The sequence below is a fragment of the Roseibium sp. RKSG952 genome (assembly GCF_009711355.1).
In genome coordinates this window covers 18,732-44,556 of record NZ_SMMF01000956.1, presented here as the reverse complement: position 1 = coordinate 44,556, position 25,825 = coordinate 18,732, and the positions used below count along the sequence as shown (strand labels likewise).

General features: G+C 56.7%; 28 protein-coding genes and 3 tRNA genes. 18 read left to right on the top strand and 13 right to left on the bottom strand.

Translation table 11 applies throughout. From position 1 onward, the window contains the following. Positions 1 to 82: 82 nt before the first annotated feature. Both rsmH and mraZ read right to left on the bottom strand, forming a co-directional pair. A complete protein-coding gene (rsmH, locus tag E1297_RS37695) occupies positions 83 to 1,078 on the bottom strand; it encodes a 16S rRNA (cytosine(1402)-N(4))-methyltransferase RsmH (RefSeq protein WP_155147573.1) in 996 nt (331 codons plus the stop codon). A 4-nt stretch (positions 1,079 to 1,082) separates the two neighbouring features. Then, the gene (gene mraZ, locus E1297_RS37690; protein ID WP_155147338.1) at positions 1,083 to 1,586 is read right to left on the bottom strand and encodes a division/cell wall cluster transcriptional repressor MraZ; all 504 of its coding nucleotides are present in this window, start codon (positions 1,584 to 1,586) and stop codon (positions 1,083 to 1,085) included. 929 nt (positions 1,587 to 2,515) lie between these two features. On the opposite strand from mraZ, the gene E1297_RS50870 reads away from it, so the two are divergent. After that, entirely contained in the window at positions 2,516 to 2,740 is a 225-nt protein-coding gene (locus tag E1297_RS50870) for a DUF1127 domain-containing protein (protein WP_155147336.1), read from the top strand. A gap of 406 nt (positions 2,741 to 3,146) precedes the next feature. On the opposite strand, the gene E1297_RS37680 is transcribed toward E1297_RS50870, so the two are convergent. After that, positions 3,147 to 5,543 (bottom strand): ATP-dependent helicase, encoded by a 2,397-nt coding sequence (locus tag E1297_RS37680; protein ID WP_155147333.1) that lies wholly within the window; start codon positions 5,541 to 5,543, stop codon positions 3,147 to 3,149. Between the two features lie 181 nt (positions 5,544 to 5,724). Here E1297_RS37680 and E1297_RS37675 point away from each other — a divergent pair, with 181 nt between their 5' ends. The 4 genes from E1297_RS37675 (at position 5,725) to E1297_RS37660 (ending at position 12,736) form a co-directional block, all read left to right on the top strand. Further along, positions 5,725 to 7,515, top strand: coding sequence for a diguanylate cyclase (locus E1297_RS37675; protein ID WP_155147331.1), 1,791 nt, complete (start codon positions 5,725 to 5,727; stop codon positions 7,513 to 7,515). 39 nt (positions 7,516 to 7,554) lie between these two features. After that, positions 7,555 to 8,715, top strand: a complete 1,161-nt coding sequence (locus E1297_RS37670) for an alpha-hydroxy acid oxidase (RefSeq protein ID WP_155147329.1) — start codon at positions 7,555 to 7,557, stop codon at positions 8,713 to 8,715. Positions 8,716 to 8,836: 121 nt separating this feature from the next. Continuing rightward, positions 8,837 to 12,274, top strand: coding sequence for a pyruvate carboxylase (locus E1297_RS37665; protein ID WP_155147327.1), 3,438 nt, complete (start codon positions 8,837 to 8,839; stop codon positions 12,272 to 12,274). 78 nt (positions 12,275 to 12,352) lie between these two features. Next, positions 12,353 to 12,736, top strand: coding sequence for an MAPEG family protein (locus E1297_RS37660; protein ID WP_155147325.1), 384 nt, complete (start codon positions 12,353 to 12,355; stop codon positions 12,734 to 12,736). Positions 12,737 to 12,757: 21 nt separating this feature from the next. On the opposite strand, the gene E1297_RS37655 is transcribed toward E1297_RS37660, so the two are convergent. Beyond that, positions 12,758 to 12,907 carry a hypothetical protein gene (locus tag E1297_RS37655; RefSeq protein WP_155147324.1) on the bottom strand — a complete coding sequence of 50 codons (150 nt, stop codon included), beginning with the start codon at positions 12,905 to 12,907 and terminating at the stop codon, positions 12,758 to 12,760. 151 nt (positions 12,908 to 13,058) lie between these two features. Between E1297_RS37655 and E1297_RS37650 the strand changes: the two genes are divergently transcribed. From E1297_RS37650 to E1297_RS37635, 4 genes are all read left to right on the top strand, one after another. Further along, positions 13,059 to 13,133: transfer RNA gene (locus E1297_RS37650), tRNA-Gly, on the top strand. A 36-nt stretch (positions 13,134 to 13,169) separates the two neighbouring features. Further along, positions 13,170 to 13,244, top strand: a tRNA-Gly gene (locus tag E1297_RS37645). A gap of 85 nt (positions 13,245 to 13,329) precedes the next feature. Next, entirely contained in the window at positions 13,330 to 14,196 is an 867-nt protein-coding gene (locus E1297_RS37640; RefSeq protein ID WP_155147322.1) for a GNAT family N-acetyltransferase, read from the top strand. 51 nt (positions 14,197 to 14,247) lie between these two features. Then, on the top strand, positions 14,248 to 14,850 hold the full coding sequence (locus E1297_RS37635; protein ID WP_155147319.1) for a hypothetical protein: 603 nt from the start codon (positions 14,248 to 14,250) through the stop codon (positions 14,848 to 14,850). On the opposite strand, the gene E1297_RS37630 is transcribed toward E1297_RS37635, so the two are convergent. Continuing rightward, the gene (locus E1297_RS37630) at positions 14,851 to 15,090 is read right to left on the bottom strand and encodes an Lrp/AsnC family transcriptional regulator (RefSeq protein WP_155147317.1); all 240 of its coding nucleotides are present in this window, start codon (positions 15,088 to 15,090) and stop codon (positions 14,851 to 14,853) included. 163 nt (positions 15,091 to 15,253) lie between these two features. Here E1297_RS37630 and hisB point away from each other — a divergent pair, with 163 nt between their 5' ends. Both hisB and hisH read left to right on the top strand, forming a co-directional pair. After that, on the top strand, positions 15,254 to 15,841 hold the full coding sequence (gene hisB / locus E1297_RS37625; RefSeq protein WP_155147315.1) for an imidazoleglycerol-phosphate dehydratase HisB: 588 nt from the start codon (positions 15,254 to 15,256) through the stop codon (positions 15,839 to 15,841). Next, positions 15,842 to 16,480 (top strand): imidazole glycerol phosphate synthase subunit HisH, encoded by a 639-nt coding sequence (gene hisH, locus E1297_RS37620; protein ID WP_155147313.1) that lies wholly within the window; start codon positions 15,842 to 15,844, stop codon positions 16,478 to 16,480. A gap of 4 nt (positions 16,481 to 16,484) precedes the next feature. Here hisH and E1297_RS37615 read toward each other — a convergent pair whose 3' ends face one another. Next, positions 16,485 to 16,883: a DUF2147 domain-containing protein gene (locus tag E1297_RS37615; RefSeq protein ID WP_155147311.1), complete on the bottom strand. Its 399-nt coding sequence runs from the start codon at positions 16,881 to 16,883 to the stop codon at positions 16,485 to 16,487. A gap of 134 nt (positions 16,884 to 17,017) precedes the next feature. On the opposite strand from E1297_RS37615, the gene hisA reads away from it, so the two are divergent. Together hisA and E1297_RS37605 are read left to right on the top strand one after the other, a co-directional pair. After that, complete coding sequence (gene hisA / locus E1297_RS37610) at positions 17,018 to 17,740, top strand: 1-(5-phosphoribosyl)-5-[(5-phosphoribosylamino)methylideneamino]imidazole-4-carboxamide isomerase (RefSeq protein ID WP_155147310.1); 723 nt, start codon at positions 17,018 to 17,020, stop codon at positions 17,738 to 17,740. A 4-nt stretch (positions 17,741 to 17,744) separates the two neighbouring features. Next, the gene (locus E1297_RS37605) at positions 17,745 to 18,224 is read left to right on the top strand and encodes a DUF2867 domain-containing protein (protein ID WP_155147308.1); all 480 of its coding nucleotides are present in this window, start codon (positions 17,745 to 17,747) and stop codon (positions 18,222 to 18,224) included. A 1-nt stretch (position 18,225) separates the two neighbouring features. Here E1297_RS37605 and E1297_RS37600 read toward each other — a convergent pair whose 3' ends face one another. After that, on the bottom strand, positions 18,226 to 18,672 hold the full coding sequence (locus tag E1297_RS37600) for a DUF302 domain-containing protein (protein ID WP_209016241.1): 447 nt from the start codon (positions 18,670 to 18,672) through the stop codon (positions 18,226 to 18,228). A 117-nt stretch (positions 18,673 to 18,789) separates the two neighbouring features. Here E1297_RS37600 and hisF point away from each other — a divergent pair, with 117 nt between their 5' ends. The 3 genes from hisF (at position 18,790) to E1297_RS37585 (ending at position 20,525) form a co-directional block, all read left to right on the top strand. Then, on the top strand, positions 18,790 to 19,551 hold the full coding sequence (gene hisF / locus E1297_RS37595; RefSeq protein WP_155147306.1) for an imidazole glycerol phosphate synthase subunit HisF: 762 nt from the start codon (positions 18,790 to 18,792) through the stop codon (positions 19,549 to 19,551). Then, positions 19,548 to 19,865 carry a phosphoribosyl-ATP diphosphatase gene (locus tag E1297_RS37590; RefSeq protein WP_155147304.1) on the top strand — a complete coding sequence of 106 codons (318 nt, stop codon included), beginning with the start codon at positions 19,548 to 19,550 and terminating at the stop codon, positions 19,863 to 19,865. Before hisF ends, E1297_RS37590 begins: the two co-directional genes overlap by 4 nt. Positions 19,866 to 19,949: 84 nt before the next feature. Beyond that, entirely contained in the window at positions 19,950 to 20,525 is a 576-nt protein-coding gene (locus E1297_RS37585) for a hypothetical protein (RefSeq protein ID WP_155147302.1), read from the top strand. Positions 20,526 to 20,528: 3 nt separating this feature from the next. Here the strand turns inward: E1297_RS37585 and E1297_RS37580 are convergent, their stop codons facing one another. The 4 genes from E1297_RS37580 to rlmB form a co-directional block, all read right to left on the bottom strand. Then, positions 20,529 to 20,999, bottom strand: a complete 471-nt coding sequence (locus tag E1297_RS37580) for a CoA-binding protein (RefSeq protein ID WP_155147300.1) — start codon at positions 20,997 to 20,999, stop codon at positions 20,529 to 20,531. Between the two features lie 197 nt (positions 21,000 to 21,196). Beyond that, on the bottom strand, positions 21,197 to 21,649 hold the full coding sequence (locus tag E1297_RS37575) for a YHS domain-containing (seleno)protein (protein WP_155147298.1): 453 nt from the start codon (positions 21,647 to 21,649) through the stop codon (positions 21,197 to 21,199). A gap of 104 nt (positions 21,650 to 21,753) precedes the next feature. Continuing rightward, positions 21,754 to 21,909: a hypothetical protein gene (locus E1297_RS37570; protein ID WP_209016240.1), complete on the bottom strand. Its 156-nt coding sequence runs from the start codon at positions 21,907 to 21,909 to the stop codon at positions 21,754 to 21,756. Between the two features lie 138 nt (positions 21,910 to 22,047). Further along, the gene (gene rlmB, locus E1297_RS37565) at positions 22,048 to 22,821 is read right to left on the bottom strand and encodes a 23S rRNA (guanosine(2251)-2'-O)-methyltransferase RlmB (RefSeq protein ID WP_155147295.1); all 774 of its coding nucleotides are present in this window, start codon (positions 22,819 to 22,821) and stop codon (positions 22,048 to 22,050) included. Between the two features lie 116 nt (positions 22,822 to 22,937). Between rlmB and E1297_RS37560 the strand changes: the two genes are divergently transcribed. After that, a tRNA-Tyr gene (locus E1297_RS37560) sits at positions 22,938 to 23,021 on the top strand. A gap of 295 nt (positions 23,022 to 23,316) precedes the next feature. Then, a complete protein-coding gene (locus tag E1297_RS37555) occupies positions 23,317 to 24,156 on the top strand; it encodes a DMT family transporter (protein WP_209016239.1) in 840 nt (279 codons plus the stop codon). A gap of 29 nt (positions 24,157 to 24,185) precedes the next feature. On the opposite strand, the gene E1297_RS37550 is transcribed toward E1297_RS37555, so the two are convergent. Both E1297_RS37550 and E1297_RS37545 read right to left on the bottom strand, forming a co-directional pair. Then, positions 24,186 to 25,310 (bottom strand): alanine racemase, encoded by a 1,125-nt coding sequence (locus E1297_RS37550; RefSeq protein ID WP_155147291.1) that lies wholly within the window; start codon positions 25,308 to 25,310, stop codon positions 24,186 to 24,188. Next, positions 25,307 to 25,825 (bottom strand): D-arabinono-1,4-lactone oxidase (locus tag E1297_RS37545; RefSeq protein ID WP_305793822.1); only part of this gene is annotated, 519 nt, incomplete at its 5' end. The genes E1297_RS37545 and E1297_RS37550, both read right to left, overlap by 4 nt.

The following is a 25,825-nucleotide window of genomic DNA, read 5'->3' as shown; positions in this document are numbered from 1 at the left end:
TGCTGCGTGCGGTAGTTTTCCTGATAGGCCCACAAAGCCAGCCCGAATACGGCCAGGGCGGTCAACACATACAATACACTCTTCATCTTGCCCTTCCCCCAAGTTGCGGCATCCCGATGGCGCGGGCATCAATTTCCCCCGCCGGGGCATCGGTACGAATGGCGACACGTAGCTTGGCTGAACGCGCGCGCGGATTTTCCTGCAGTTCCTGATCATCCGGGCCAACGGCCTTGCGGGTTTTTAAAGTGAACTGCGGCTGTTCCTGCTCGATTTCAGGTGCGTAGCGGTTTGCGCGACCGGTTTTGCCCGCGCGCGACTGGAAGAACCGCTTCACCATGCGATCTTCGATCGAGTGAAAGGTGACGACAGCCAACTGACCACCCGGCTTCAGTGCCCGCTCGGCCGCCATAAGCCCTTGGAAAAGCTCTTCATATTCAGCATTCACCGCGATGCGAATACCTTGAAAACTACGCGTCGCAGGATGAGATTGCCCCGGCTTGGGGCGCGGCAGACAGGATTCGATGATCTCGACCAGACGCAGAGTTGTCGTGATCGGCTCTTCCGTCCGCGCCTTGACGATAGCCTTGGCGATACGCCGGCTGGCGCGCTCCTCGCCATAGTGAAACAGGATATCAGCCAGTTGTGCCTCGGTCGCTGTATTCACCAGATCGGCGGCACTTTCGCCGTCCTGGCTCATCCGCATGTCCAGCGGACCGTCCTTCATGAAGGAAAAGCCACGCTCGGCCTGATCAAGCTGCATGGATGAGACACCAAGATCCAGCACAACACCATCAAGATCTTGTGCGTATTCATCCATGCGTGAAAATACACCAGGCTGCATCACCAGCCGGTCACCATAGCCCTTTGCCCAATCCGCAGCCATTTCGAATGCCAGTGGGTCGCGGTCTACACCGATGACCTTGTCGGCCCCTGCCTCCAGTAATCCGCGCGTATATCCGCCTGCGCCAAAAGTACCGTCCAGCCAGACACCAGAAACGGGTGCAACCGCCGCAAGCAACGGGCGAAGCAAGACAGGGATATGGGGCTTATCCGAAGGGGAATGATCCGCGCCGGCCATGCCGTCACGCATCCCCGGGACCGTCGAGGAACTCCATCGGATCGAAATCGTCAGGCAGGTCATCCAGCCATTCTTCGGCTGCGGCCAGTTCTTCGGCCTCGTAGGTCTCGGGTTTCCAAATCTGAAAAGTATCACCGGCGGCGATAAAGAATGCCTCGCCTTCCAGTTCGATCTTGTTGCGCAGCTTTGCAGGCAGAACCAGACGACCGGTTTCGTCTACGTTGGTCGGGAATGACTGACCATGGAACATGCGCTGCAGCATCTTACGCTGCATCGAACCGCGGGGCAGTGCATCGATCTTGGCATCGACCTCGTCGATCGCCTCCATCGTATAACATTCAAGATATTTGCGGCGGTGGTCACCGTAGACAATCACGAGCTCTGGATTGTCGCCGGGCTGCCAGTTGGGATCAGATGCCTCAAGCACACGGCGAAACGAGGCCGGGATCGACACCCTGCCCTTTGTATCCACCTTATGCTGGCTTTCGCCTCTGAACCTGCGCGCCAAGACGACTGTCCCTTTCGCTTGCGCCCCACCTAAATTTCACGTCCCCCGAAGTTAAAAACGGCGGGTTGATCTGCTGCCACTGATCAACCCGCCGCATTCGCCCGCTTTGCGGGATGTCCAGCTGCGCGCGCCACCTGGGGGGATGTCTGCTCGCCCGCGCGCCGGATCTCTTGAGTGATGAAAGCGAGATGCCTGTATGAAACCTGTTCTTGTATTTTTGGTTCGGGGTCGTTTGGTGCCCCTTCTGCCTCGTCCTCATCGGATGAATAAGGGATGCCATGGGAATTCATGGAAATCAATATAATTTTTGAAGCTCATTCTCAATGAAAACGATCACAAGAGATAAATTACTCTCCACAATCTTGTCAATTCCACACTATATGCAAAAATTGAGTAACAGCACCACTATATATAGACAACATTTCAGCAGGACATTTTTTCCCATAATTTCCCATCTATTTCAAAGATTCGGATCACACGCCTTATTTGATCTTGTTTTGTTCTCAAAATCAGACCCGAATCACCCATAAACCCACCTTCGAGCCATGTTCATCTCAGTGCTGCTTCGAGTATCGAGATACTTACCCATGTATTCCCATAGAAGCGTCCCATGATTTCCCAGGCACATTTTTTAGGCAGAGTCTTCACTAACAGAACGCACAGAATTTCACAGATTCCGTCCAAAATTCCGGCATCTAAAGTGTAGGCAAAAATCATCGGGAAACGGTGCCCTGCGGTAAAGCAACCTCAAACCTATATTTTTAAGGTGAATTTTGGGGTTCAAGCAAAAACACCATCTAATCTATGCACTTGCCGCATAGCAGCATTGACGTCGCACCCTATTGTGCAATCGCAGCATTCACCTATTTTCATCCTCAAGCAAACGCCGGAACACACCGGCAGCAACAATAGTAAATCGGGTTACGAAAATGGCTGTAGCAACCAATCACACAGCGCTGAAAAGCGCACCGACATTTGGATTTGCTTCACTGGTTGAGGCGGTAAAGGTCCGTTACGCCCGGCACCGCATGTACCGCCAGACCGTGAACGAACTGTCTTCGTTGTCGAACCGCGAGCTGGCCGATCTGGGCCTGCACCGTTCGATGATCCGCCGCATTGCAATGCAAGCGGCAGAAGAGCAATCCGCGCGCTAAGCGCAACAGAAACAACGAGATCAGACCCATTCTTCCTCCCTTAGGGTCTGTATTTCAGCGGCGGCATCTCTCCTCCTCCCTGATGCTGCCGCACTTTATACCGGCCTCAAATGCCGGAAGCCGATACATCAGGGCTCTCCTCCTCCCTGCCTTGATGTTGAAAGCGCGCGGCGACGCCTCCTCCTCCCTGACGTCGCCGCGTCTTCTCCATACCGGGGTCAAACCCGGGTTCGAATACATCGGGGCTCTCCTCCTCCCTGTCCTGATGTAGAAAAGAACGGCGGTTCCCCTCCTCCTCCCTGGGAACCGCCGTTTTTCTTTTCCCTGTACAAAACAATGGCGCCACGGTCAGAACCGGGCGCCATACAAAGGATCGAGTATTTGCCGTCAGGCAAATTCCGCTGGATCAGAACGGGACATCATCCTTGGAAGACAGGAATCTGGCCACAACCTTTTTGGTCCCGGCCTTGTCGAATTCGACTTCGACCTTGTCACCTTCGATTCCAATGACCCCGCCATAACCGAACTTCTGGTGGAACACCCGCTCACCCAGCGTGAAACTGGCGACCGCAGTTGCGTCGATCACCGTATTCTTGCTCTCTTTCGGTTGCGACATGCCATATTGGCCCTGCCGCGCCTGCATTCGTTTCCAACCAGGCGAGTTGTAGACGTTGGCCTCAGCCGCGCGCGTTTCAATCCCGGCTGTGGGCTGACCACCACCATAGAGTCCCGGAGGGGTCAGAACCTCTACGTGATCCTCGGGCAATTCATCTATGAAACGCGATGGCATCGAGTTCTGCCATTGCCCAAACACGCGCCGGTTGGCGGCGAATGATATAGTGCAGACCTCCTCGGCGCGCGTAATGCCGACATAGGCCAGTCGCCGTTCTTCCTCGAGGCCCTTTAGTCCCGATTCGTCCATAGAACGCTGAGAGGGGAACAACCCATCCTCCCACCCCGGCAGGAAAACAGCCGGGAATTCCAGCCCTTTGGCCGCGTGCAGGGTCATGATCGAGACCTTGGCCCCGTCGCTGTCCTGCTCGTTGTCCATCACCAGACTGACATGTTCCAGAAACCCTTGAAGATTCTCGAAATTGTCCAATTGGTTGACCAGTTCCTTGAGGTTTTCCAACCGCCCGGGTGCTTCGGGTGTCTTGTCGTTCTGCCAATGCGCAGTATAGCCGGACTCATCCAACACGATCTGCGCCAACTCGATGTGACTATGTTCCGGCTCCCCGTAGCGGATCGGAGCAGTACCATCATCGATCACCGAATCGTCGTCGAATTCGATCCTTGGGCCTCGCGTCATAGCATTCCAGCGCGCCAGACCATCGACCAACTCGCGAAGCGCTTTGGCGCCCTTGCCTTTTAGCAATCCGTTATCAACGGCTATTCGCGCCCCATCGACCAGAGACACACCGTTTTCCCGTGCGGTCATCTGGATGGTCTGTTGCGCCTTGTCGCCCAGTCCGCGCTTTGGCGTGTTTACGATCCGCTCGAATGCCAGATCGTCTTCGGGGCTAACCACCAGCCGGAAATAGGCCATGGCATCGCGAATCTCCATTCGCTCATAGAATCGCGGACCACCGATAACCTTGTACGGCAGACCAATAGTCAGGAAGCGGTCTTCGAAAGCGCGCATCTGGTGCGAAGCGCGGACAAGAATGGCGATCTCATCGAGGTTCATGGGGCGCACACCACGGGTTCCGCCCTGCATCGCGTCGATCTCTTCCCCGATCCAGCGCGCCTCTTCCTCGCCATCCCAATGGCCAATCAGACGAACCTGTTCGCCATCTTCACGGTCAGTCCAAAGCTCTTTGCCCAATCGGCTTTCATTGCCGCGAATGACGTTGGACGCGGCTGCCAGAATATGTGGGGTCGAGCGGTAGTTCTGCTCCAACCGCACAACGAATGCGCCGGGAAAATCTTTCTCAAACCGCAGGATGTTGCCCACTTCGGCCCCACGCCAGCCATAGATCGACTGGTCATCATCACCGACACAACAGATGTTTTTGTGCCCTCCGGCCAACAGGCGCAGCCAAAGATACTGAGCGACGTTGGTATCCTGATACTCGTCCACAAGGATGTAGCGGAACCAGCGCTGATACTGCTCGAGCACATCCTGATGGGTCTGGAAGATCGTGACCATGTGCAGCAGCAAATCCCCGAAATCCACCGCATTCAGTTCGCGCAGACGGGTCTGGTACTGTGCGTAAAGCTCGATGCCTTTGTTGTTATAGGCTCCAGCGTCTGCAGTAGGGACTTTGTCCGGTGTCAGTGCACGGTTCTTCCAGTCGTCAATGATCCCGGCAAGCATCCGTGCGGGCCAGCGTTTATCATCGATGTTGGCGGCCTGTACCAGTTGCTTGAGCAACCGCAATTGATCGTCGCTGTCCAGAATGGTGAAGTTCGATTTCAGATCGACCAGTTCAGCATGGCGTCGCAGCAGTTTGACGCAGATCGAGTGGAATGTGCCCAGCCAAGGCATGCCCTCGGCAGGCTGCCCCAACAAACGGCCGACACGTTCCTTCATTTCACGCGCGGCCTTGTTGGTGAAAGTCACCGAAAGGATCTCATTTGGGCGAGCGCGGCCCGTATTCAGGAGATGCGCAATACGGGTGGTCAACGCCTTGGTCTTACCGGTGCCAGCACCCGCCAGCATCAGGACCGGTCCATCCAGCCGCTCAACCGCGTCGCGCTGTGCCGGATTGAGGTCATCCAAGTAAGGCATCGGTCGAGCGGCCATCGCCCGCGTCGACAGGGATGCGCCTTCGAAGGCGTCCATTTCATCAAAACTGCTCATTCGCCCAAACTACGCCGGATAGGCGTCTAGGGAAAGGGTTTGTTCACGGCTTGTTCACACAGATTTTCAAAATTCTTTCCAACGAATTCTAAACAACTCCACTGATCACCCCACGCCGGCGTTAACCATCTGTCAAAACTTGACCCTGATGCTTGGCCCATTGTTGTGGGAGCGCGAGATCATGAAAAATCCGGATCGGGGGACCGTCAATCACCGGCTGAAATGGACCGGTATCACCTTTTTGCTGGTCGCTCTGACCATTGCCGCCGGGTGGGGCATTTACAAACTCCCGGCACCTCTGGTCGACCGGATGCTGCAGACGGACATCCTCAAACAGGCCGAACTGTGGAAACGCAGAGTGGTCCTGCATCTGGATGATCCCGAAATGGCACTGCGCACCGGTAACATTGATGATCATGACCTTGAGTTTCTGTCATCCATGCCCGAGGCCTCGGATGTCTACCGTTTCAAACTGCTCGATACGGCGGGGCGGGTGGTCTGGTCTACGCGCGCGAATGAGATCGGCAGCATGGAAGAGCGCACATTTTTTCGCAGCGACGTTGCCCGGGGAATGGTCCACTATATACAACAGGTCGTTCCGCTATCCGAGATCGACGGGCTGGACCTGCACACCGACAATATCCAGAACGCGACGCAGCACCACGTCGCCGAAGTGTTTATGCCGGTTACCAAGAACGGGCGATTTATCGGCGCCATCGAGTTTTTCACCGACTTTTCTGATTTGCGCACGACCTTCATCTCGCGCCTCAGAATCTCGCTGGCAATATTAAGCGGGATTGCCCTGTTTGCCCTTGGTGCAGTTTCTCTGGCGACCTACCGGACTAACCGGTTTCAGGTCCTGGCCCTGCAGAAACAGTCGGCAAAAGAAAGGGATCTGATGGACGAACAGCTGCGTCTGGCACGCGAAGTGCGTCTGCTGGGGGAGTTGAATGAATGGCTGCAATCCAGCAGATCACTGGACGAGCTGTTCGATATGGTCACCCGGTTCATGACCCATATCCTGCCCGAGGCCGAGGGCAGTGTTTATGTCTATTCCAACTCTCGCGATGTTCTGGATGGCTGTGCTAGCTGGAATGGCGGATCACATAAGGCGCACATCCATCCCGAAGGATGCTGGGGTCTGCGCCGGGGACGGACATATGAATTCGGCGCATCCGAGATCGATTTTGTCTGCGAACATGCCGAACCGCATGATGGTCGACCCTATTTCTGCTTTCCTATTCTGGCGCACGGGGAAACGGTTGGCTTGTTGCATCTGCGCGCGCATGAGGGCAGCGGCGAAGAGTTTCACAGCAGCAAGAAACTTGCGCAGCTTTGTGCGGAACAGATCAGCATGGCGATCGCCAATGTCCGCATGCGCGATCAGTTGCATGACCAGTCCGTGCGGGATCCGCTGACGGGATTGTTCAATCGCCGCCACATGACGGAAACCCTGCGCAAAGGCATCAGCCGCAGTCAACAGACAGGTGCCCCGCTCAGCCTGATTGCCGTGGACGTGGACCATTTCAAGAAATTCAACGACACGCACGGGCACGACGCCGGTGACATGGTTCTGCGCGCCGTTGGTTCAGCGTTGGAACAAGGCTGCGACCGGGACGAAGTTGCCTGCCGCATCGGGGGAGAGGAATTCATGTTGATCCTGCCGGACAACACGCCCGAAGACGCAATGACCCGGGCCGAGAAATTGCGACAGGCAGTCGAGGCGGTCTCGGTCAGGTATGGCGAGAAATCCCTGCCGCGCATCACCATTTCGGTGGGCGTGGCCCACTATCCGGCACATGGGACGATGCCACAGGACCTGATGCGTGCAGCCGATGATGCGCTGTATGTGGCCAAGGACAAGGGACGCAATCAGGTACAGGTTGCACGCGCAGCGCATATCATCAATACCTCCACCGATAAGGGGCCGACCGGGCCGGGCACAACACAGCCTTCGTCGTCAGCTGCTTGAATACCTTGCCGAATCGCGTTGCAGGTCCGATCAATCCTCATGGACCTGCACAGCACTTATCCGGGTATCGAAGATCTGAAGCGGCGCGCCCGGCGTCGACTGCCTCACTTTGTCTGGGAATATCTGGACAGCGGCACGGGAGCAGAAGTGGCCCGTCGACGCAATCGCGCAGCGTTGGATCGGATCGGCTTTATGCCATCGATCCTTCACGGGCCGCTGGATTTCGATCTGAGCACTCGGTTTCTGGGGCAGGGCTATCCCCTGCCCTTTGGTATAGCTCCAATCGGAATGTCCGGACTGGTCTGGCCTGACGCAGAAGGCATTCTTGCGCGCACCGCTGCTGAAGCGGGAATTCCGTACACGCTTTCTACGGTCGCGAGTCAAAATCCCGAAGACATGGCGCCGCATATCGGACCGGATGCCTGGTTTCAGCTTTATCCACCGAAAGATCCGGACATTCGCACGGATATCCTTAACCGTGTGAAGGATGCAGGTTTTTCAACATTAGTCCTGACCGTTGATGTCCCTGTTGCATCGCGCCGAGAACGGCAAACGCGCTCTGGCCTGACGCATCCGCCCAAACTGACGCCGCGCCTGCTGACGCAGATCGCCCAACGGCCCGCCTGGGCGCTGGGGATGGCGCGAAATGGCGTTCCTCGGATGCGGACGCTCGACAAATATATCGACAACAATCTGCAACTACCGCCGACCGCGCACATTGGTTACCTGCTCAGAACGTCTCCGGGCATGGATTACGTTGAATGGCTGCGCGACCATTGGGATGGCCCTTTCATCATCAAAGGGGTCATGCGCCCAGAAGATGCCGAAAGGTTGGAAAGTGTGGGAATCGATGCGCTGTGGGTCTCGAATCACGGTGGACGGCAGTTTGACGGTGCACCCGCCAGCATAGACGCCTTACCCGCCATGCGAGCCGCGACTGATCTGCCTCTGATCTTTGACAGCGGTGTTGAAGGCGGGCTGGATGTCCTCCGCGCTTTGTCCCGAGGAGCAGATTTCGTGATGCTGGGACGAGGATTTCTCTATGGTCTCGGGGCTTTGGGAATCGGTGGCCCTGCTCATGTGATCGACATTCTGAGGCAGGATCTGCAAGCGAATATGGGGCAAATCGGGGCGGCAGACCTTGGTCATCTGCCCCCTTCAATCGATACATTTGATGCTGCAGCGCAGCGTGTGTATTAAGAATGCGCTAATAAGCGGCGTTTGCGAGCGATAACATGCCGGTTCTACCCAGAACTACAGATATCACTGCGCGTAATCTCCGCCTATTCATACGGCCACACCAATAAGACCGGGACCTGCCATGACCGACTTCAAGAAAATCCTGATCGCCAACCGCGGCGAAATTGCCATTCGCGTAATGCGCGCCGCGAACGAGATGGGTAAACGCACCGTTGCTGTCTTCGCCGAAGAAGACAAACTGGGGCTGCACCGTTTCAAGGCTGATGAGGCATATCGGATCGGCGAAGGTCTGGGACCAGTTGCCGCCTATCTGTCGATTGACGAAATCATCCGTGTCGCCAAAGAAAGCGGTGCGGATGCGATCCACCCCGGTTACGGCCTTCTCTCGGAGAATCCGGACTTTGTGGATGCCTGTGTTCAGAACGGCATTACATTCATCGGCCCCAAAGCCGAGACCATGCGCGCACTGGGTGACAAGGCGAGCGCCCGCAAGGTCGCGATTGCGGCAGATGTACCCGTCATCCCCGCGACCGAAGTACTGGGCGATGATATGGATGCGATCCGCAAGGAAGCAGCCGAAATCGGTTATCCACTGATGCTCAAGGCCTCTTGGGGCGGCGGCGGCCGCGGGATGCGCCCGATTCTGTCCGAGGACGAACTGGAAGAGAAAGTGCTGGAGGGTCGCCGCGAGGCCGAAGCCGCCTTTGGCAACGGTGAGGGCTATCTGGAAAAGATGATCACCCGCGCACGTCACGTTGAGGTTCAGATCCTCGGTGACAAGCACGGTGAGATCTACCATCTTTATGAGCGCGACTGCTCGGTACAACGCCGGAACCAAAAGGTCGTTGAACGCGCCCCTGCCCCGTATCTGAGTGAAGAACAGCGCGCAGAGATTTGCGAGCTGGGCCGGCGGATCTGCGCCCATGTGAATTACGAATGCGCGGGCACGGTCGAATTCCTGATGGATATGAACACCGGCAAATTCTACTTCATCGAAGTGAATCCGCGCGTTCAGGTGGAACACACCGTCACCGAAGAAGTCACCGGCATCGATATCGTGCAGGCACAGATCCTGATCGCCGAGGGCAAGACGCTGGCCGAGGCCACCGGCAAGTCCAGCCAGGATGAGATTCGCCTGAACGGCCATGCACTGCAAACGCGGGTCACGACTGAAGATCCGTTGAACAACTTCATCCCCGACTATGGCCGCATCACCGCCTATCGTTCGGCCACTGGTATGGGCATTCGTCTGGACGGCGGTACTGCCTATGCGGGTGGTGTGATCACCCGTTACTATGACTCGCTGCTGACCAAAGTGACCGCTTGGGCGCCGACCCCGGAAAAAGCCATCGCCCGGATGGACCGTGCCCTGCGTGAATTCCGTGTGCGTGGCGTGTCGACCAACATCGCCTTTGTCGAGAACCTGCTGAAGCACCCGATCTTCCTGTCGAACGAATACACCACCAAATTCATCGATGAGACGCCGGATCTGTTCCACTTCAAAAAGCGTCGTGACCGCGGCACCAAGGTTCTGAACTACATTGCTGACATCACGGTCAACGGGCACCCCGAGACCAAAGACCGTCCGATGCCTCGCGAAGATCTGAAAGAGGCCAAGGCCCCTGCGCCGAAGGCTGAACCTCAGATGGGGACCCGCAACCTGTTGGAGCAAAAAGGCCCGCAGGCCGTGGCTGACTGGATGAAGGCCCAGCGTCAGCTGCTGATCACCGACACCACTATGCGTGATGGCCACCAGTCTCTGCTGGCCACCCGGATGCGTTCGATCGATATGATCAAGGTAGCACCAAGCTATGCCGCCAACCTGCCGCAACTGTTCTCGGTTGAATGCTGGGGCGGTGCGACCTTCGACGTGGCCTATCGCTTCCTGCAGGAATGCCCGTGGCAACGTCTGCGCGATCTGCGCGAGGCGATGCCGAACCTTATGACCCAGATGCTGCTGCGTGGGGCGAACGGGGTTGGCTATACCAACTACCCGGACAACGTGGTTCAGGAGTTCGTGCGTCAGGCCTCGAAGAATATTGATGTATTCCGTGTTTTCGATTCGCTGAACTGGGTCGAAAACATGCGTGTCGCCATGGATGCGGTCATCGAGAACAACAAGATCTGCGAAGGCACAGTTTGTTACACCGGCGATATTCTGGACCCAGATCGCGCCAAGTATGACCTGAAGTACTATGTCGGAATGGCGAAAGAGCTGCGCGATGCCGGTGCACATGTGCTGGGCCTGAAGGACATGGCAGGCCTTCTGAAACCTGCCTCGGCCCGCATCCTGATCCGCGCGTTGAAGGAAGAGGTCGGCCTGCCTATCCACTTCCACACACACGACACCGCGGGTATCGCCAGCGCCACTATCCTTGCCGCCTCTGAAGCGGGTGTGGACGCAGTCGATTGTGCGATGGACAGCTTCTCGGGCAACACGTCGCAGGCAACCCTTGGTACGGTGGTTGAGGCGTTGCGCCATACGGATCGTGACACTGGTCTGGACATCAAGGCCGTACGCGAAATCAGCGACTATTTCGAAGCTGTGCGCGGTCAGTATGCAGCCTTTGAAACCGGGCTTCAGGCGCCTGCTTCCGAGGTGTATCTGCACGAAATGCCCGGCGGCCAGTTCACCAACCTCAAGGCGCAAGCGCGTTCATTGGGTCTGGAGGAGCGCTGGCACGAAGTGGCGCAGATGTATGCGGATGTGAACCAGATGTTTGGTGATATCGTGAAGGTGACACCATCGTCCAAAGTGGTTGGGGACATGGCCCTGATGATGGTCAGCCAGAACCTGACACGTTCGGACGTCGAGGATCCGTCGACTGATGTGGCCTTCCCCGACTCGGTCATCGACATGATGCGCGGCAACCTCGGCCAGCCTCCCGGTGGTTTCCCGAACACCATCATCAGCAAGGTGCTGAAGGGGGAGACGCCGAATACCGAACGCCCCGGTAAAGGCGTCGATCCGGTCGATCTGGATACCACGCGTGCCAATCTGTCCAAGCAGTTGGAAGGCATGGAGATCGATGACGAGGATCTGAACGGATACCTGATGTATCCCAAGGTCTTCCTGGATTACATGGGCCGCCACCGGACATATGGACCAGTGCGTACCCTGCCGACGCGCACCTTCTTCTACGGGATGGAGCCGGGCGAAGAAATCACCGCTGAGATCGATCCGGGCAAGACGCTGGAAATCCGCTGTCAGGCCATTGGTGAGACCGATGAAAACGGCGAGGTCAAAGTGTTCTTTGAACTCAACGGTCAACCGCGTGTGATCCGTGTACCGAACCGTCTGGTCAAATCCGCCACAGCCTCGCGCCCCAAAGCCGAAGCAGGCAATTCCAACCATGTCGGTGCGCCGATGCCCGGTGTTGTGGCCATGGTTGCCGTAACTGCTGGTCAGGAGGTCAAGGAAGGCGACATGCTGTTGACCATCGAAGCGATGAAGATGGAAACCGGCATCCACGCCGAGCGTGACGCGACAATCAAAGCTGTCCACGTCCAACCCGGTGGCCAGATTGACGCAAAGGACCTTCTGGTAGAACTGGAATAACCGGAAAAACAGCGTAAGCTCATTCGGGCCGCGTGGGAAACTGCGCGGCCTTTTCTATGACCTCGCGGAGACCCTTACATGCTTGCCATCACACCGATCTACGCCGCCCTGATTGCCATCCTCTATGTCGCACTCAGCGCCAATGTCATCCTGCATCGTCGCAGTGGTAAAATCTCGGTCGGGGATGGTGGTGACAAGGCCATGATTAAGGCCATGCGCACGCATGCCAACTGTGCCGAATACGCACCGTTTGCGTTGCTGCTGATCGCGATGGCCGAACTACAGGGCGCGGGCTGGCTGATTCTGAACCTGTTGGGGTTGATGCTGCTGGCTGGGCGCTTGCTGCATGCCTATGGCTTTGGCCGTTCCAGTCAGATCGTGATTCTGCGCCAGGTCGGCATGCTTCTGACATTCGCAGCCATTCTGATCGCAGCGTTGGCCAACCTGTTTCTGGCACTCTGAGCTAGTTCCGGCAGGCGCTTATCAGGTCAAAACCTGTACTTCGATTTCAGCGGCAGGCATCAGGATCGGCTCGACCTGACCCAGCCTGTCGCTGTCTGCCCGGGAAATTGCCGTTGCCAGCAAAATCATCGCGGCCAGAGCTGCCATCTTAACGTTTTCAACCCTCGCCATATTTTCACCTCCACCATTATCTTTTCGTAATGCGTTGGTTCTTTAACGGGCGAGCGCAGCGCTTCCGTCGAAAAAAGATTTTTTCAGAATTCTGCGTTTTTCCGCTTGCAGCCCTGCGTGGGAATTTATACATCCCTCCTCACTCAACGGCGCGGGCGTAGCTCAGGGGTAGAGCATAACCTTGCCAAGGTTAGGGTCGGGCGTTCGAATCGCCTCGCCCGCTCCATTGAGAGGTCTTAGGACCAAAGCATATGTATCTGATGCGGGCGTAGCTCAGGGGTAGAGCATAACCTTGCCAAGGTTAGGGTCGGGCGTTCGAATCGCCTCGCCCGCTCCAGATACTAACCTTTCTCAACACGCTGGTTCTTTCGCTCCTGTTGCGGCATCCTCTGATTGTAACCAATCACGACGGAGACCCGGCCATGCCAGAATACGTAATTCGCGCTTTGACAGCGGATGAGGTCCAGACAGCCGTCGACTGGGCCGGGCGGGAAGGCTGGAATCCCGGACTGCACGATGCCGTATGCTTCCGAAGCTCGGACCCCGAGGGGTTCAAGGGTGGGTTTCTGGATGGTCAGATGATCGCGTCGGCATCAGCCGTGAATTACGACGATACCTATTCCTTCCTGGGCTTTTATATCGTGCACCCTGACTATCGCGGATCGGGATACGGGCTTCAGGTGGCTGAAGCTGTCAAGGCGCATTGCGAGCACCGGAACATGGGCATGGACGGCGTTGTTGAGCAGCAAGACAACTACCGCAAGTTCGGCTTTGATCTGGCATATGACAACTACCGCTTCTCGTGCTCGGCCGGCAGCATACTGGATCAACTGGGCCGATCAGAGCATGTTCGTATCGCTGCGCTGGATAGCCTGACGGACGAGCTGAGGTCCTATGACAGGGGCCTCTTCCCCGCCGCACGAGATACATTCCTTCACGCTTGGCTGGATGCGCCCAATCATGCCTCTCGGGTGTTTGAGGAAGACGGTCAAATCAAGGGCTACGCGACGCTGCGGCGATGCCTGAGCGGGTACAAGGTCGGCCCGTTGTTCGCGGATAGTCCCGAGATCGCCGAGGCCCTTCTGGTATCGCTTCTTATGACTCTTCCCGCTGACCAGTCGGATGCCGAGATATTCATCGACATGCCCAACCCCAACGCACAAGCCATGGCGATGGCGCAACAGTTGGGAATGACCAAAGTGTTTGAAACCGGCCGCATGTATTCCAGCCATGCGCCGGACATTGATCTGGATCGGATTTATGGAATCACGACGTTTGAGCTGGGGTGATATTCCACCCCGATACTCCAAGATAATGATCGATTGAGAGGGTTCGAAACCATGCCGGGAAACAACCAAAAGCGATTGCTGCTTGAGATGTTTGAGAACCTGCCGGGCGTGAGTTTCATGGTTCTGTTTCGCGCAACAGGTGACCTGCAACTGGCCGGATGGGTTGGGACGGTTCTGGCGGCAGCGGTGTGCGTTACATATGCCAGAAATGGCCTGCGGCCTCAGCCAATCCTGCTTGGGATCAACATTTTCATGATCACAATCACTCCGTTGATCGAAGGCCTGGTTCTTGCGGGATATCGAGATGCCGCGACGCTTTTGATCGGGAATATCGCAACGCTGGTTCTCATGAGCGTTTTTGTGACCGGTCTGATTTTGACCGCCTTCGCCCCAAATGGGTTTTTAAGCTATCAGCCCAGCAGCACTAATCAAAAGCGCACTCATTCCGTCGTGCTGCTGATTGTTTGCGCATTCGGGGTCGTGTGGTCTCAATTTGCGGGAGACAACTACCTTGTCTCACTTGCTGTCCCGTTGATGGTGCTGTTCGGCGTTCATCAGTTGCTCCGGGCAGGAACAACTGATCAGCAATCACGCAGCGGCGCGGTTCTGGCATGCGCGCCGCAACAAGGTTCGATGTCTGAGGCCTCGATCTAGTCAGAACGCCTTGAAGGTCATGGTGGTCAGCGAACGCTCGATATTCGGGATCACCAGCAGGTTTTCGTTGATGAAATGGCCCACATCATCGGTTTCCGGGATGTAGAGCTTGAGCAACAGATCGTATTCACCGCTGGTCGAATAGAGTTCGGAGTGAATTTCCCGCAAGGCGATATCCTCGGCGACCTTATAGGTGGTGCCAGGCTTGCAACGGATCTGAATGAATACGCAGGTGGACATGAATTTGGCCCTGTTTGTTTTGTTGGCGGCAGGCTGACATGGTGGCACTGCGGGCGCAATCCCCTGATTGCGCCGCAACAGTTTGCCGCGAATGGTACGGGCGGTCTGGAAACCTCTGCCCTACCCCGTCTATAAGCGCGCCTGTAGCAAAAGGAATTCGCCCATGCGCAGCGCAAAGATCAGCCGTCAGACCGCCGAGACCGAGATCACGGTCGAGGTCAATCTTGACGGCACCGGTACCTATGACAACCAGACCGGCGTTGGATTCTTCGATCACATGCTGGATCAGCTTGCGCGTCATTCGCTGATCGATATGACGATCCGTGCCAAGGGTGATTACCACATCGACGATCACCACACGGTCGAGGATACCGGCATTGCGCTGGGTCAGGCGCTGACGCAGGCCCTGGGCGACAAGAAAGGTATCCGCCGCTATGGCGAGTGCCACCTGCCCATGGATGATGCACAGGTCCGCTGTGCGTTGGACCTGTCGGGCCGTCCTTTCCTGATCTGGAACGTGGATCTGCCGACGCCCAAGATCGGCAACTTCGATACCGAACTGGTGCGCGAGTTCTTTCAGGCGCTCAGCACCCATGGCGGTATCACGTTGCACATCGATCAGTTGCACGGGTTCAACAGCCACCACATCGCCGAAGCCGCGTTCAAGGCGGTCGCCCGTGCATTGCGTCTGGCGGTTGAGACCGATCCGCGTAAGGCCGACGCGATCCCGTCAACCAAAGGCGCGCTATAAATGCTGACTGCCATAATCGATTACGAAAGCGGCAACCTGCACTCCGCCGAAAAGGCGTTTCAGCGCATGGCGAGTGAGATGGATGCGGGCGAAGTTGTTGTGACTTCGGATGCCGATGTGGTCTCAAGAGCTGATCGGCTGGTCCTGCCCGGCGATGGAGCTTTTCCGGCTTGCGCCGCCGAGCTGCGCGGGCACAAGGGCATCTACGACGCCATGGTCGAGGCCGTCGAACAGAAAGGCCGTCCGTTTCTTGGTATCTGCGTGGGCATGCAGCTCATGGCCTCGAAAGGTCACGAGTATTCCGAGACCAATGGGCTGGACTGGGTCGCGGGCGATGTTGTGCGGATTGAGCCGTCAGACAGCGCACTGAAGGTGCCGCATATGGGCTGGAATGATCTGGTGCTGGAAAATGCCCACCCTGTATTTGACGGCGTCAAATCCGGGGATCACGTCTATTTCGTTCACTCCTATCACTTCCGGGTCAATAACCCGGCGGAACGTCTGGCTTATGTGGACTATGGGCAGGAGGTCACGGCCGTGATCGGCCGTGACACGATGATTGGGATGCAGTTCCACCCTGAGAAAAGTCAGGATGTGGGGCTGCGTATGATCGGGAACTTCCTGACCTGGACCCCGTGACGGGTTATTGAACCCGCGTCCAGGTCTGACCGCGGCAGACCAGCCCACCAGCCACACAGCCTTTGACGGTCAGCTTGTTCTGACCGTCCAGCGACATTTTCGAGCTGTAGGTCTTGTTCCGGTCCGGAGCCCAGATCTTACCGTCGTCATAGCTGCCGTTTCCTTCAGGGACCATGTCCCAGATGATCTGCTTGCCGAGGTTTTCGTAGTTCAGCTGCTCATTGCCATTGGCGTCAAAGGCGGTATCGATTGTACCGCAGATGGCGCTACCACAAGGTGCAATCGAAACGTGCAGATAGCCGCCGGTGTCACCCGGCTGGGTTTTCCACAGCCCGTCAACCGGATCCGCAAAAGCGCCTGTTGCCATAGCAGCAAATGCAGCTGCGAGTGTAAGCTTCTTCATGATCTTCTCCCTGTTTTGACTTCAGTCTGACCCGCTGAATGCCTTCGGGCAAGATTGACTTAGCGTCGCGTTGCATCCCCTGCCCCGCATGTGCGATATCCCGCGCGAACAACTGTCATATAGGGCCGCGTCACATGATCCTCTACCCCGCCATCGACCTCAAAGACGGCCAGGCCGTTCGCCTGCTGCGCGGCGAAATGGACAAAGCCACCGTATTCAACGACGACCCGGCAGCACAGGCACGCGCCTTTGTCGAGGCGGGCTGCGAATGGCTGCACCTGGTTGATCTGAACGGAGCTTTTGCGGGTGAGCCTGTCAATGCCGCCCCGGTTGAGGCGATTTTGAAGGAATGCAAAGTCCCTGCACAGCTAGGCGGCGGCATTCGGGATATGGCGACAATCGAGACATGGCTGGACAAAGGCCTGGCACGCGTGATTCTGGGAACCGTTGCCGTCGAAAACCCTGATCTGGTGCGTGAAGCAGCCAAAGCGTTTCCCGGCAAGGTCGCCGTGGGCATTGATGCTCGCAACGGCATGGTCGCAACCAAAGGCTGGGCCGAAGAAACAGACGTACAGGTCACGGATCTGGCCCGCAGCTTTGAAGACGCTGGCGTTGCGGCAATCATCTACACCGACATCAACCGCGACGGCGCGATGCAGGGCCCGAATATCGAGGCGACTGCCGATCTGGCCCGCGCTGTATCGATCCCGGTCATCGCATCGGGTGGCGTTTCCTCAATTGCTGATCTCATCGCCCTGCGCGATTGTGGCGCAGGTCTGAACGGTGCCATCTCTGGCCGTGCGCTGTATGATGGCGCCATTGACCTGAAGGAGGCTCTGGCAACGCTCAGAGCGTAGCCGAATGTTCAAATCACTGGTGATTCGATCAGCACTACCGACATCAAGCCTGCTGCATAACCGCCTGAAGTCGGGCGATTTCCTGGATTGCTTTAGCGTCCCATCTGACCTGCCACCTCGTCAGGCGGCAGAGATCATCACGGCGTTCCCGTCTTGGGCCATCGCGCTGGTTCGATTGAGGGGTCTATTGGTTGCACCATTCGGGCTCAGCAACACCGGACCGGACGCGGCGGACAAGGTTGGTATCTTCCCGGTAGAACATGAAGATGAAACCGAGGTGATTGCTGGTTTCAACGACCGGCATCTCGATTTCCGAGTTTCAGTGCACTCCGAGGGTGGTCGGATTTCGCTTGCCACATGGGTCCACCGACACAATCTGGGTGGTCGGCTTTATCTGGCAGCCATTCTGCCCTTTCACATCCTGATCGCCCGAAACGCGCTTGCACGCGTAAGCCGGGCGACCAGATGGCCTGAGCCGGCGTAGATCAGCCAGCGGCAGCAGCCGTCAGCTTGGCAAGCGCACCGCGCATCTTTTCGATGACCGGGGACTTCTCGACCTCATCGAGCTCGTCCATCGTTTCTTTGGGATCCTCATAGGCCAGCCAGACCAGACCGTCCGCGTCCTGATATGCCTGCACCTTGAGCGGCAGGAACAGCCCGGCGCGAGGATCGATTTGCATGGCAGGCGTACCCAGCGCGGGGTTGCCAAAGATCAGAACCTGATTGGCCGGAATGGTCAGCCCAACCTTTTCGGCACCGGCCGCGTGATCTACGCGGGCAAAGACGGTTGCACCCGCATTGCCAACCGCCGCCTCAAGCGCATCCATAACCTCCTGCACTGATTTGTCGGTGTTTACCTTGATAATATCGTCTGCCATTGCTGCGACAGTTCCCCCAAGAATGAATGTGGTCGCGAGAAAGAGTTTACGCATCTCATTGATCTCCTGATAAATTTAGGGACAGTTTTCACAGCTTTGAGGGATGTGACAATCACAAGTCTGGCATCGGCGGGGCTTTGCCGGTAGAGGTGCGCCAACAAAGGATGTCTTATGCTGAAAACCCGCATCATTCCCTGCCTCGATGTCGCCGATGGCCGCGTGGTCAAAGGTGTCAACTTTGTCGGCCTGCGCGACGCAGGTGATCCCGTAGAATCGGCCAAAGCCTATGATGAGGCCGGCGCCGACGAGATCTGTTTTCTGGATATCCACGCCACGCATGAGAACCGGGGTACCATGTTTGATGTGGTGCAACGCACGGCCGAACAGTGCTTTGTGCCGTTAACCGTGGGCGGTGGCGTGCGCACCAAAGACGATGTGCGTGCCCTTTTGCTGGCCGGAGCGGACAAGGTCAGCTTCAACTCGGCCGCCGTGGCAAACCCGGATGTCATCGTCGAAGCCGCCGACCAGTTTGGAAGCCAGTGCATTGTCTGTGCGATCGATGCAAAAACCGTTACCCCCGGGAAGTGGGAAATTTTCACCCATGGCGGGCGCAAGCCAACTGGCATTGACGCCGTTGAGTTCGCCAAAACCGTAGTCGCCAAAGGCGCAGGTGAAATTCTGCTGACCTCGATGGACCGCGACGGCACCAAGGCGGGCTTTAACCTGCCCCTGACACGCGCCATTTCCGATGCCGTGGACGTTCCCGTGATCGCATCAGGTGGCGTAGGCAATCTGGACCACCTGGTTGAGGGCGTTACCGAAGGCGGTGCTAGCGCCGTGCTCGCTGCCTCGATCTTTCATTTCGGCGAATACACAATCCGCGAAGCCAAGGAACATATGGCTGCCGCAGGCATTCCGATGAGGCTGACATGAATATCCTGCAAGAACTGGCTGACACCATTGCGGCCCGCAAGGATGCCGACCCCGAATCCAGCTGGACTGCCAAATTGCTGGCCAAGGGCCCTGAAAAATGCGCCGAGAAGTTCGGGGAGGAGGCCATTGAGGCCGTTATCGAAGCCGTCAAAGGTGATCAGGGCAAACTGACCTCAGAGGCCGCGGATGTGCTGTATCACCTTCTGGTTATGCTGGCCGCGCGGGATGTACCTCTGGATGATGTGCTGACTGAACTGGCAAAGCGTCAGGGCATCAGCGGTATTGCTGAAAAGGCTGCGCGGCCCGACAGCTGATTGGACGGGTTCCGTCACGACATTCCACGCCTTATAGTCACAGATCGAGGCGCTCCGGCGCAGGACCGATCAGAGGACGCGTGAATGATCAGACCCTTTGCCTGTGTGCTGGCTGTGCTTGCGATGGTGACGCTTGGTGCGTGCTCTGCCCCACCACCCGCAACCGGAGACGAAGTCCAACGCCTTGCTGCAGAAATACAGAGCCTAGGACCTGATATCGACCCCGAAGAAGCCAACCGGGCGGCAAGCATCACATATGCCTACACCGCCCAACTGGTGCAGGAGTACGAGATCACTGATCCGCCCCTGATCCACAATGCCAAGGTCAACAAGGGGCTGCGTCCGCGCGGGCTTTGCTGGCACTGGGCCGAAGATATCGAGCGGCGTCTTAGACAGGAGAATTTTCAGACCCTCACGCTGCATCGCGCGATCGCAAACGCCGACAATCCGTTCCGAATCGATCACAGCACGGCGATAATCAGCCGAAAGGGTGAATCGATGTATGACGGGATTGTTCTGGATCCCTGGCGCTATGGCGGCGTTTTGTACTGGTCACCGCTCGTTGAAGATACCCGTTACGAATGGGTCCCGCGTGAGGTTGTTCTGGAAAAGCGGCGTCAGGAGCAGTTGGCCGAACTTACACCGGCTTTCAACGAATAAAGGTCAGAGTTTCGACGAAATAATACCGGTCGCAAAACCGCCCATACGAAGCTCACCAAAAAGTCTCTGATACTCGATCTTAGGGCAGCGGTTCATCACCACCTCGACACCACGCGCCTGTGCCGCTTCGGCGGCTTCCGGGTTTTCGACACCGATCTGCATCCAGATGGTTTTCAGTTCCGGAAAGGCTTGCAGAGCTTCCTCCACAATCGGCGGGACAGCTTCAGATCTCCGGAATATATCCACCATATCAACTGGTTCCGAAATTTCGCCAAGCGTAGCGCGAACCGTTTGACCAAACAGCTCCTTTCCCGCGTGGCCCGGATTGACCGGAATGACCGTATATCCCTTGAGCGACAGATATCGCGCCACATAGTAACTGGGCCGCACCGGATTCATGGAGACGCCAACAACGGCGATCACCTTGGTACGCCGCAGGATCGTTTTGAGGAAATCATCTGAATAATCCGGCATAGCCGCACCCTATCCGGTGTCCCCAAAAGAAAAAAGCGCCCAAGAATCTCTTGGGCGCAAGTTTTGGAACGAGGGACAGTGAAATGACCCGCGGCAGTTCCATTCCGCGGTCACTGTGACATTTAAGCATGAGTTTCTTAAAAAAAAGAGGGGGCGCGCATTTTTGTGATGACAGGCCACAAAAATCAGAAATCCGCCTAGTTCTTATATAGAACTGCCGGCCAGTATTCTTCGGCCATGCGAATATTCTGTGTCAGGTTCCTGTCCCACATCCGTTCGATTGCAGGAGAGTGGGTCAGGTATAGTCTGCCTTCTACGATCTTCCAGGCATTCGGATCAGTGCTGCTGAGCGAACCATACGTCATGGCATAAGCGCAGTACCCCCCGAACTGAGGCGCAAATGCACGTGGGTTACTTTCGAACCGCTCGCGATTTTCTTGTGAAGCGAAATGCCACTCGGCCCCTTTCCACATCACTGCGATTTCGGGTTGGCCACGCGTGGGCACACCTTCGTCAAAGTAGGACACGGCATCATAGCCTGCCATTGCAAGACCATCATCTGCGTAGAACACAGGCCTATCCTGCGCATGCAGCGCAGAAGCAAACAAGGCGGCAGCAAAACTGGCAATCAGGGAACGACGGGATAGCATTGAAACTTTGGATTCCGGATTCTTAGGGTCTCAAAATGCAATTTTTTAGCGCTGGCGGAACCCCCGATGACAAGCTTGTGAACACCCGTGTCGCTGCTGCCGCATCAGTCGAATATATCTTCGATCACGTCCCATGCTTCATCAAGCGCGCGCGAGAAGAGCCCCTTCTTCTTTTTCTTCTTCTTTTTCTTTTCGAACTGCGCCTTGCCCGCGCCGCTGCGCGCAGAGGAACTGTCTGAGACCTTGCTCTTGGGAATCATCTTCATATCGTGCAGCGGGGCGCCGCAGCTTGAACAGCTCAGTTCATGCCGCTGACTACCTTTCAGAACCAGCGCGGCGCGCGTTCCGCAATAGCAGCAGGTGGCGATTTTGGACGGGCTGGAAATGGTGCTCTCCTGTCAATGGTGTCTGGAAGCATATAAGGCGATCGCAGCCGCATTTGAAACGTTCAACGAACCGAATCCGCCCGATGCGTCGATTTTAACCAATTGATCTACGGTCTCTTTGGTCTTTTGACGCAAACCCGGCCCCTCGGCACCTAGGACCAGTGCTACAGGAAGGTCGCGTTTGCCATCCAATGCAGTTTCAATGGTCTCGTGTGCTTCGCCATCCAGACCCAGGACAAGAAATCCCATCCCCTGCAGTTCCACTATCGCATCTGCCAGATTGCGAACCCGCAAATAAGGCTGACGCTCCAAAGCACCGCTCGCCGTTTTTGCCAAAGCCCCGGTTTCGGGTGCTGAATGATGTCGGGTGCCGATCACAGCGGAGGCACCCAACACTTCGGCTGAACGCAGAATCGCACCCACGTTGTGCGGATCAGTAACCCGGTCGAGCAGCAGCACCCTTGGATTTTCCTGACCAATGCAGTTTTCAGCCAGACCACCCCACTCCAGCGGCTTAACTTCAAGCACGGCGCCCTGATGGACAGAGCCGGGATCTATCGGAGCACTGAATTTGCGTGGATCTACCATCTCTGGCTCGATACCTGCAAAATCAATGGCTTCGGCCAGTTTGTCTTTGGCATTTCGGGTTACGATCAGGCGTAGTTTCTGCCGGTTCGGGTTCATCAGCGCATCGCGAACCGCGTGCAAACCAAACAACCAGACGGTTTCGAATCCAGCCGCTTTTCGCGCCTGTTCCTTTTCAATCACCCACTTGGGTTTCTTCATTTTGCTGGCCTCCGGGCCGTGGAACATGTTTCCTGCGCCAAAGCGGAATTTTCCTGTTGACGCTCCTTTGGCGCGCTAGTAATCACGCCTCCACGTCAGGTGCAACGCCTGACAGTGGGCGACAGGCCGCAAGGTGTGGCAGGGGACTGTAACTCCCTCGCGGAGACGCACGCCTGGTTCGATTCCAGGGTCGCCCACCATTTTCTTCAGCATCAGATAGTTACTGCACGCTAAACGAAAGTGGTAGGCCTTACGCCTTGCTGCATATTCTCGAATCCTACCTGCTTATGCGTCGCCAATGCGCGACATATTCCAGATCAATGTCGCTATTGGCAAAAATGTTTGAGGATTCATCCTAGAATACGCTTATTGCCGGTCGTTAGGCTTCGGACTAACCGAAGAGATTCTGGCGCGGCTTTTCACACAGCGAATCCGTGCACGGAGAACTAACCATCTGGGCCGACTAACAGACGCCCCAATTCGCGAGGTCTGCTGGTGAGCCTGTTTGTGATCTGCATCATCTTGTCGGCGGCACTTTTGCATGCGGTTTGGAATGCGATTGTAAAAACAGCCGCCGACCGCACAACCACGTTGGGTTTGGTGGCTTTTGGCCATGTAATTCCGGCAAGTATCATGATTGCCGTGCTGCCTCTGCCAAGTATGGAGAGCTTTCCCTACATCCTGATCTCGACCGTTGTGCACTTTGGCTACTACTTCATGCTGGGCAAAGCCTATCAGCATGGCGATCTAAGCGTCGTCTATCCGATCGCCCGTGGAATTGTTCCGGCACTGGTTGCCCTGTGGGCGTTTCTGCTGGTTGGTGAAAGCCTGCCCTTGCAAGCCTGGATGGGAATTCTGCTGATCGCATTCGGCATTCAGCTAAGCAGTTGGAAAGCCTTGCGTTCTGGCGTTGATCGAGCTGCATTGTTCTTTGCTCTGTGCACCGGGTTTTGTATCTCGATGTATTCGGTGGTGGATGGCATTGGGGTGCGCCTTTCCAACAATACACTCAGCTACTGGGCCTGGGGTGCATTCCTACATCTGTTCATTGCCGGTTTTGTTGCTGTTCGGAAACGAGCCGTCCTGCGCGAGCTGCCGCTGAAGGTCTGGGGTATAGGTATCCTCGGAGGGCTCGTGTCGATGATCGCATACGGGTTGGTTCTGTATGCTAAGAACTTTGCCCCATTGGGTGCCGTATCTGCTCTGCGCGAGACCTCAGTTATATTTGCTGCGCTAATCGGCTTCATTTTCCTGCGCGAGGGTAACTGGATTCGCCGCCTTGGTGCGGCTGTTCTTATGGCTGCAGGCGTGGCACTGGTCGGGCTATCAGTCTAAACAGCACGCTCTTTTCGCTCGACCCTGCCTTAGTTTGGTAAACATCCCCATTCATGGACGACCTCATTGCCGCGAATTCCAAGCAGCAGACCGAACTGATTAAGAACCGCTTCGCTCTGGCTTGGGCGCAGTAAAGCAATGTCACCCGGTCGCGCCCGCGTTGCTTTTGGTCCGGTCCAGACCTCCTGATTGCTCGACCGGCCAAAGATGCCAGAATACTTGAACTTCTCGGGATAGGTGGGTTCGGCCAAATAGTGTCCGCCGAACACCGCAATATCGGCACGTCGACGAGGGCCCAGAAAATCCAATCCGGGCATCCGGTTGCCCGGCATTACTTTCAGAATTGGCGTCGCCAGAAATAGCGCCGGTGAAAACGCTTGTGTTGTGGCATGATCGAAGTCTGATGGCTTGACCAGTACAGAGCCAAAAGCGACCTCGGTCGCTGATCCACTGGCCATATAACTCTGAAATGTCAGGCTGCCGCCCGTGTTCAGGCAAAGATCACCTCTGCCCGACCCCAAGGCCTCAACCGAACGACGGTACGCTTCCGTGCAGGACTGGGCGGCCGCCCCGCGCAACACCGAAGGAAGCTTTGCCAGATGCGCCTCATACCCCATCACACCGGACAGAACCGCGTGAGGATGCGCGTCGATCTGCATATCAGCCTGCGAGACCTGATCGGGCGTCATACCCCCCCGATGCAGGCCGATGTCCAGCTCGAGCGACAGACGAAGCGTGCTTTCGATCCTCTCAGCCAAATCCAGATACTCTGCCAGGCGCGCGGGCGTATCAATCAGCCACTGCACACGACGGGCGGCATCTGGTTGCACCTGCAGAACGCGCGCTGCCGAAGTTACAGGCAACGGCTTTCCCAACAGATGGTCAATCTCAGGCTCAGCCGCGAGCAGCGCCAGCAGCATCGGCTCCGAGAACGTCATGAGGCCCGATGTGGGTATCTTTGACCGGATGTGATCCAACAGGGGCAGGCAGGGCAGAGACTTCGCCACCAAGCGATAATCGAGCCCCTGATCTGCCCCCTTCGTAGCTGCCGCACAATTCGCATCAAGCCGGTCCAGATCCACTACCGCGACCGGCTTGTCCACACCATGGCGTTTCAGCGTGTCCGAGAGCTGCCGAAGGTAATTATCGATCATGGTCGGAACAGCCGTGCCATCGCAGGCGAAAGGAATTTCCCGGTCGGGTCCAGTTCCTCTCGCAAGGCGCAGAACCGGTCGAAATCGGGATAGAGCCCCGAAAGTTCCTTATAGGTCAGGCCGTGCATCTTACCCCAGTGCGGACGGCCACCCGCTTCGACGAACAGGGGTTCGATGGCATTGAAATAGCGCTCATGATCCTCATCCGCATCGCTGTGAATTGCGATCGAAATACGAGGGCCGTCCTGAAAAGGTGAAAGCGCCGCGTTGTCACCCGCTGTCTGCCGAACCTCAATCGGGAAATAGATTTCCCTGTGGTCACGCTCGAGGCGCAGGATGACTTCTTTCAAGACATCTTCTGCCGTTTGAGGTGGCAGATGGTACTCCATTTCCTTGAAACGGATACGCCGGTCACTGCAAAGCACCTGCCAGCTTTCGCCTACATAATCCTCATCCGACTGCGCCAGTGTCAGCAGGTGCAACAGCCCCTTCCGCAAACCGGCACTGAGATGACC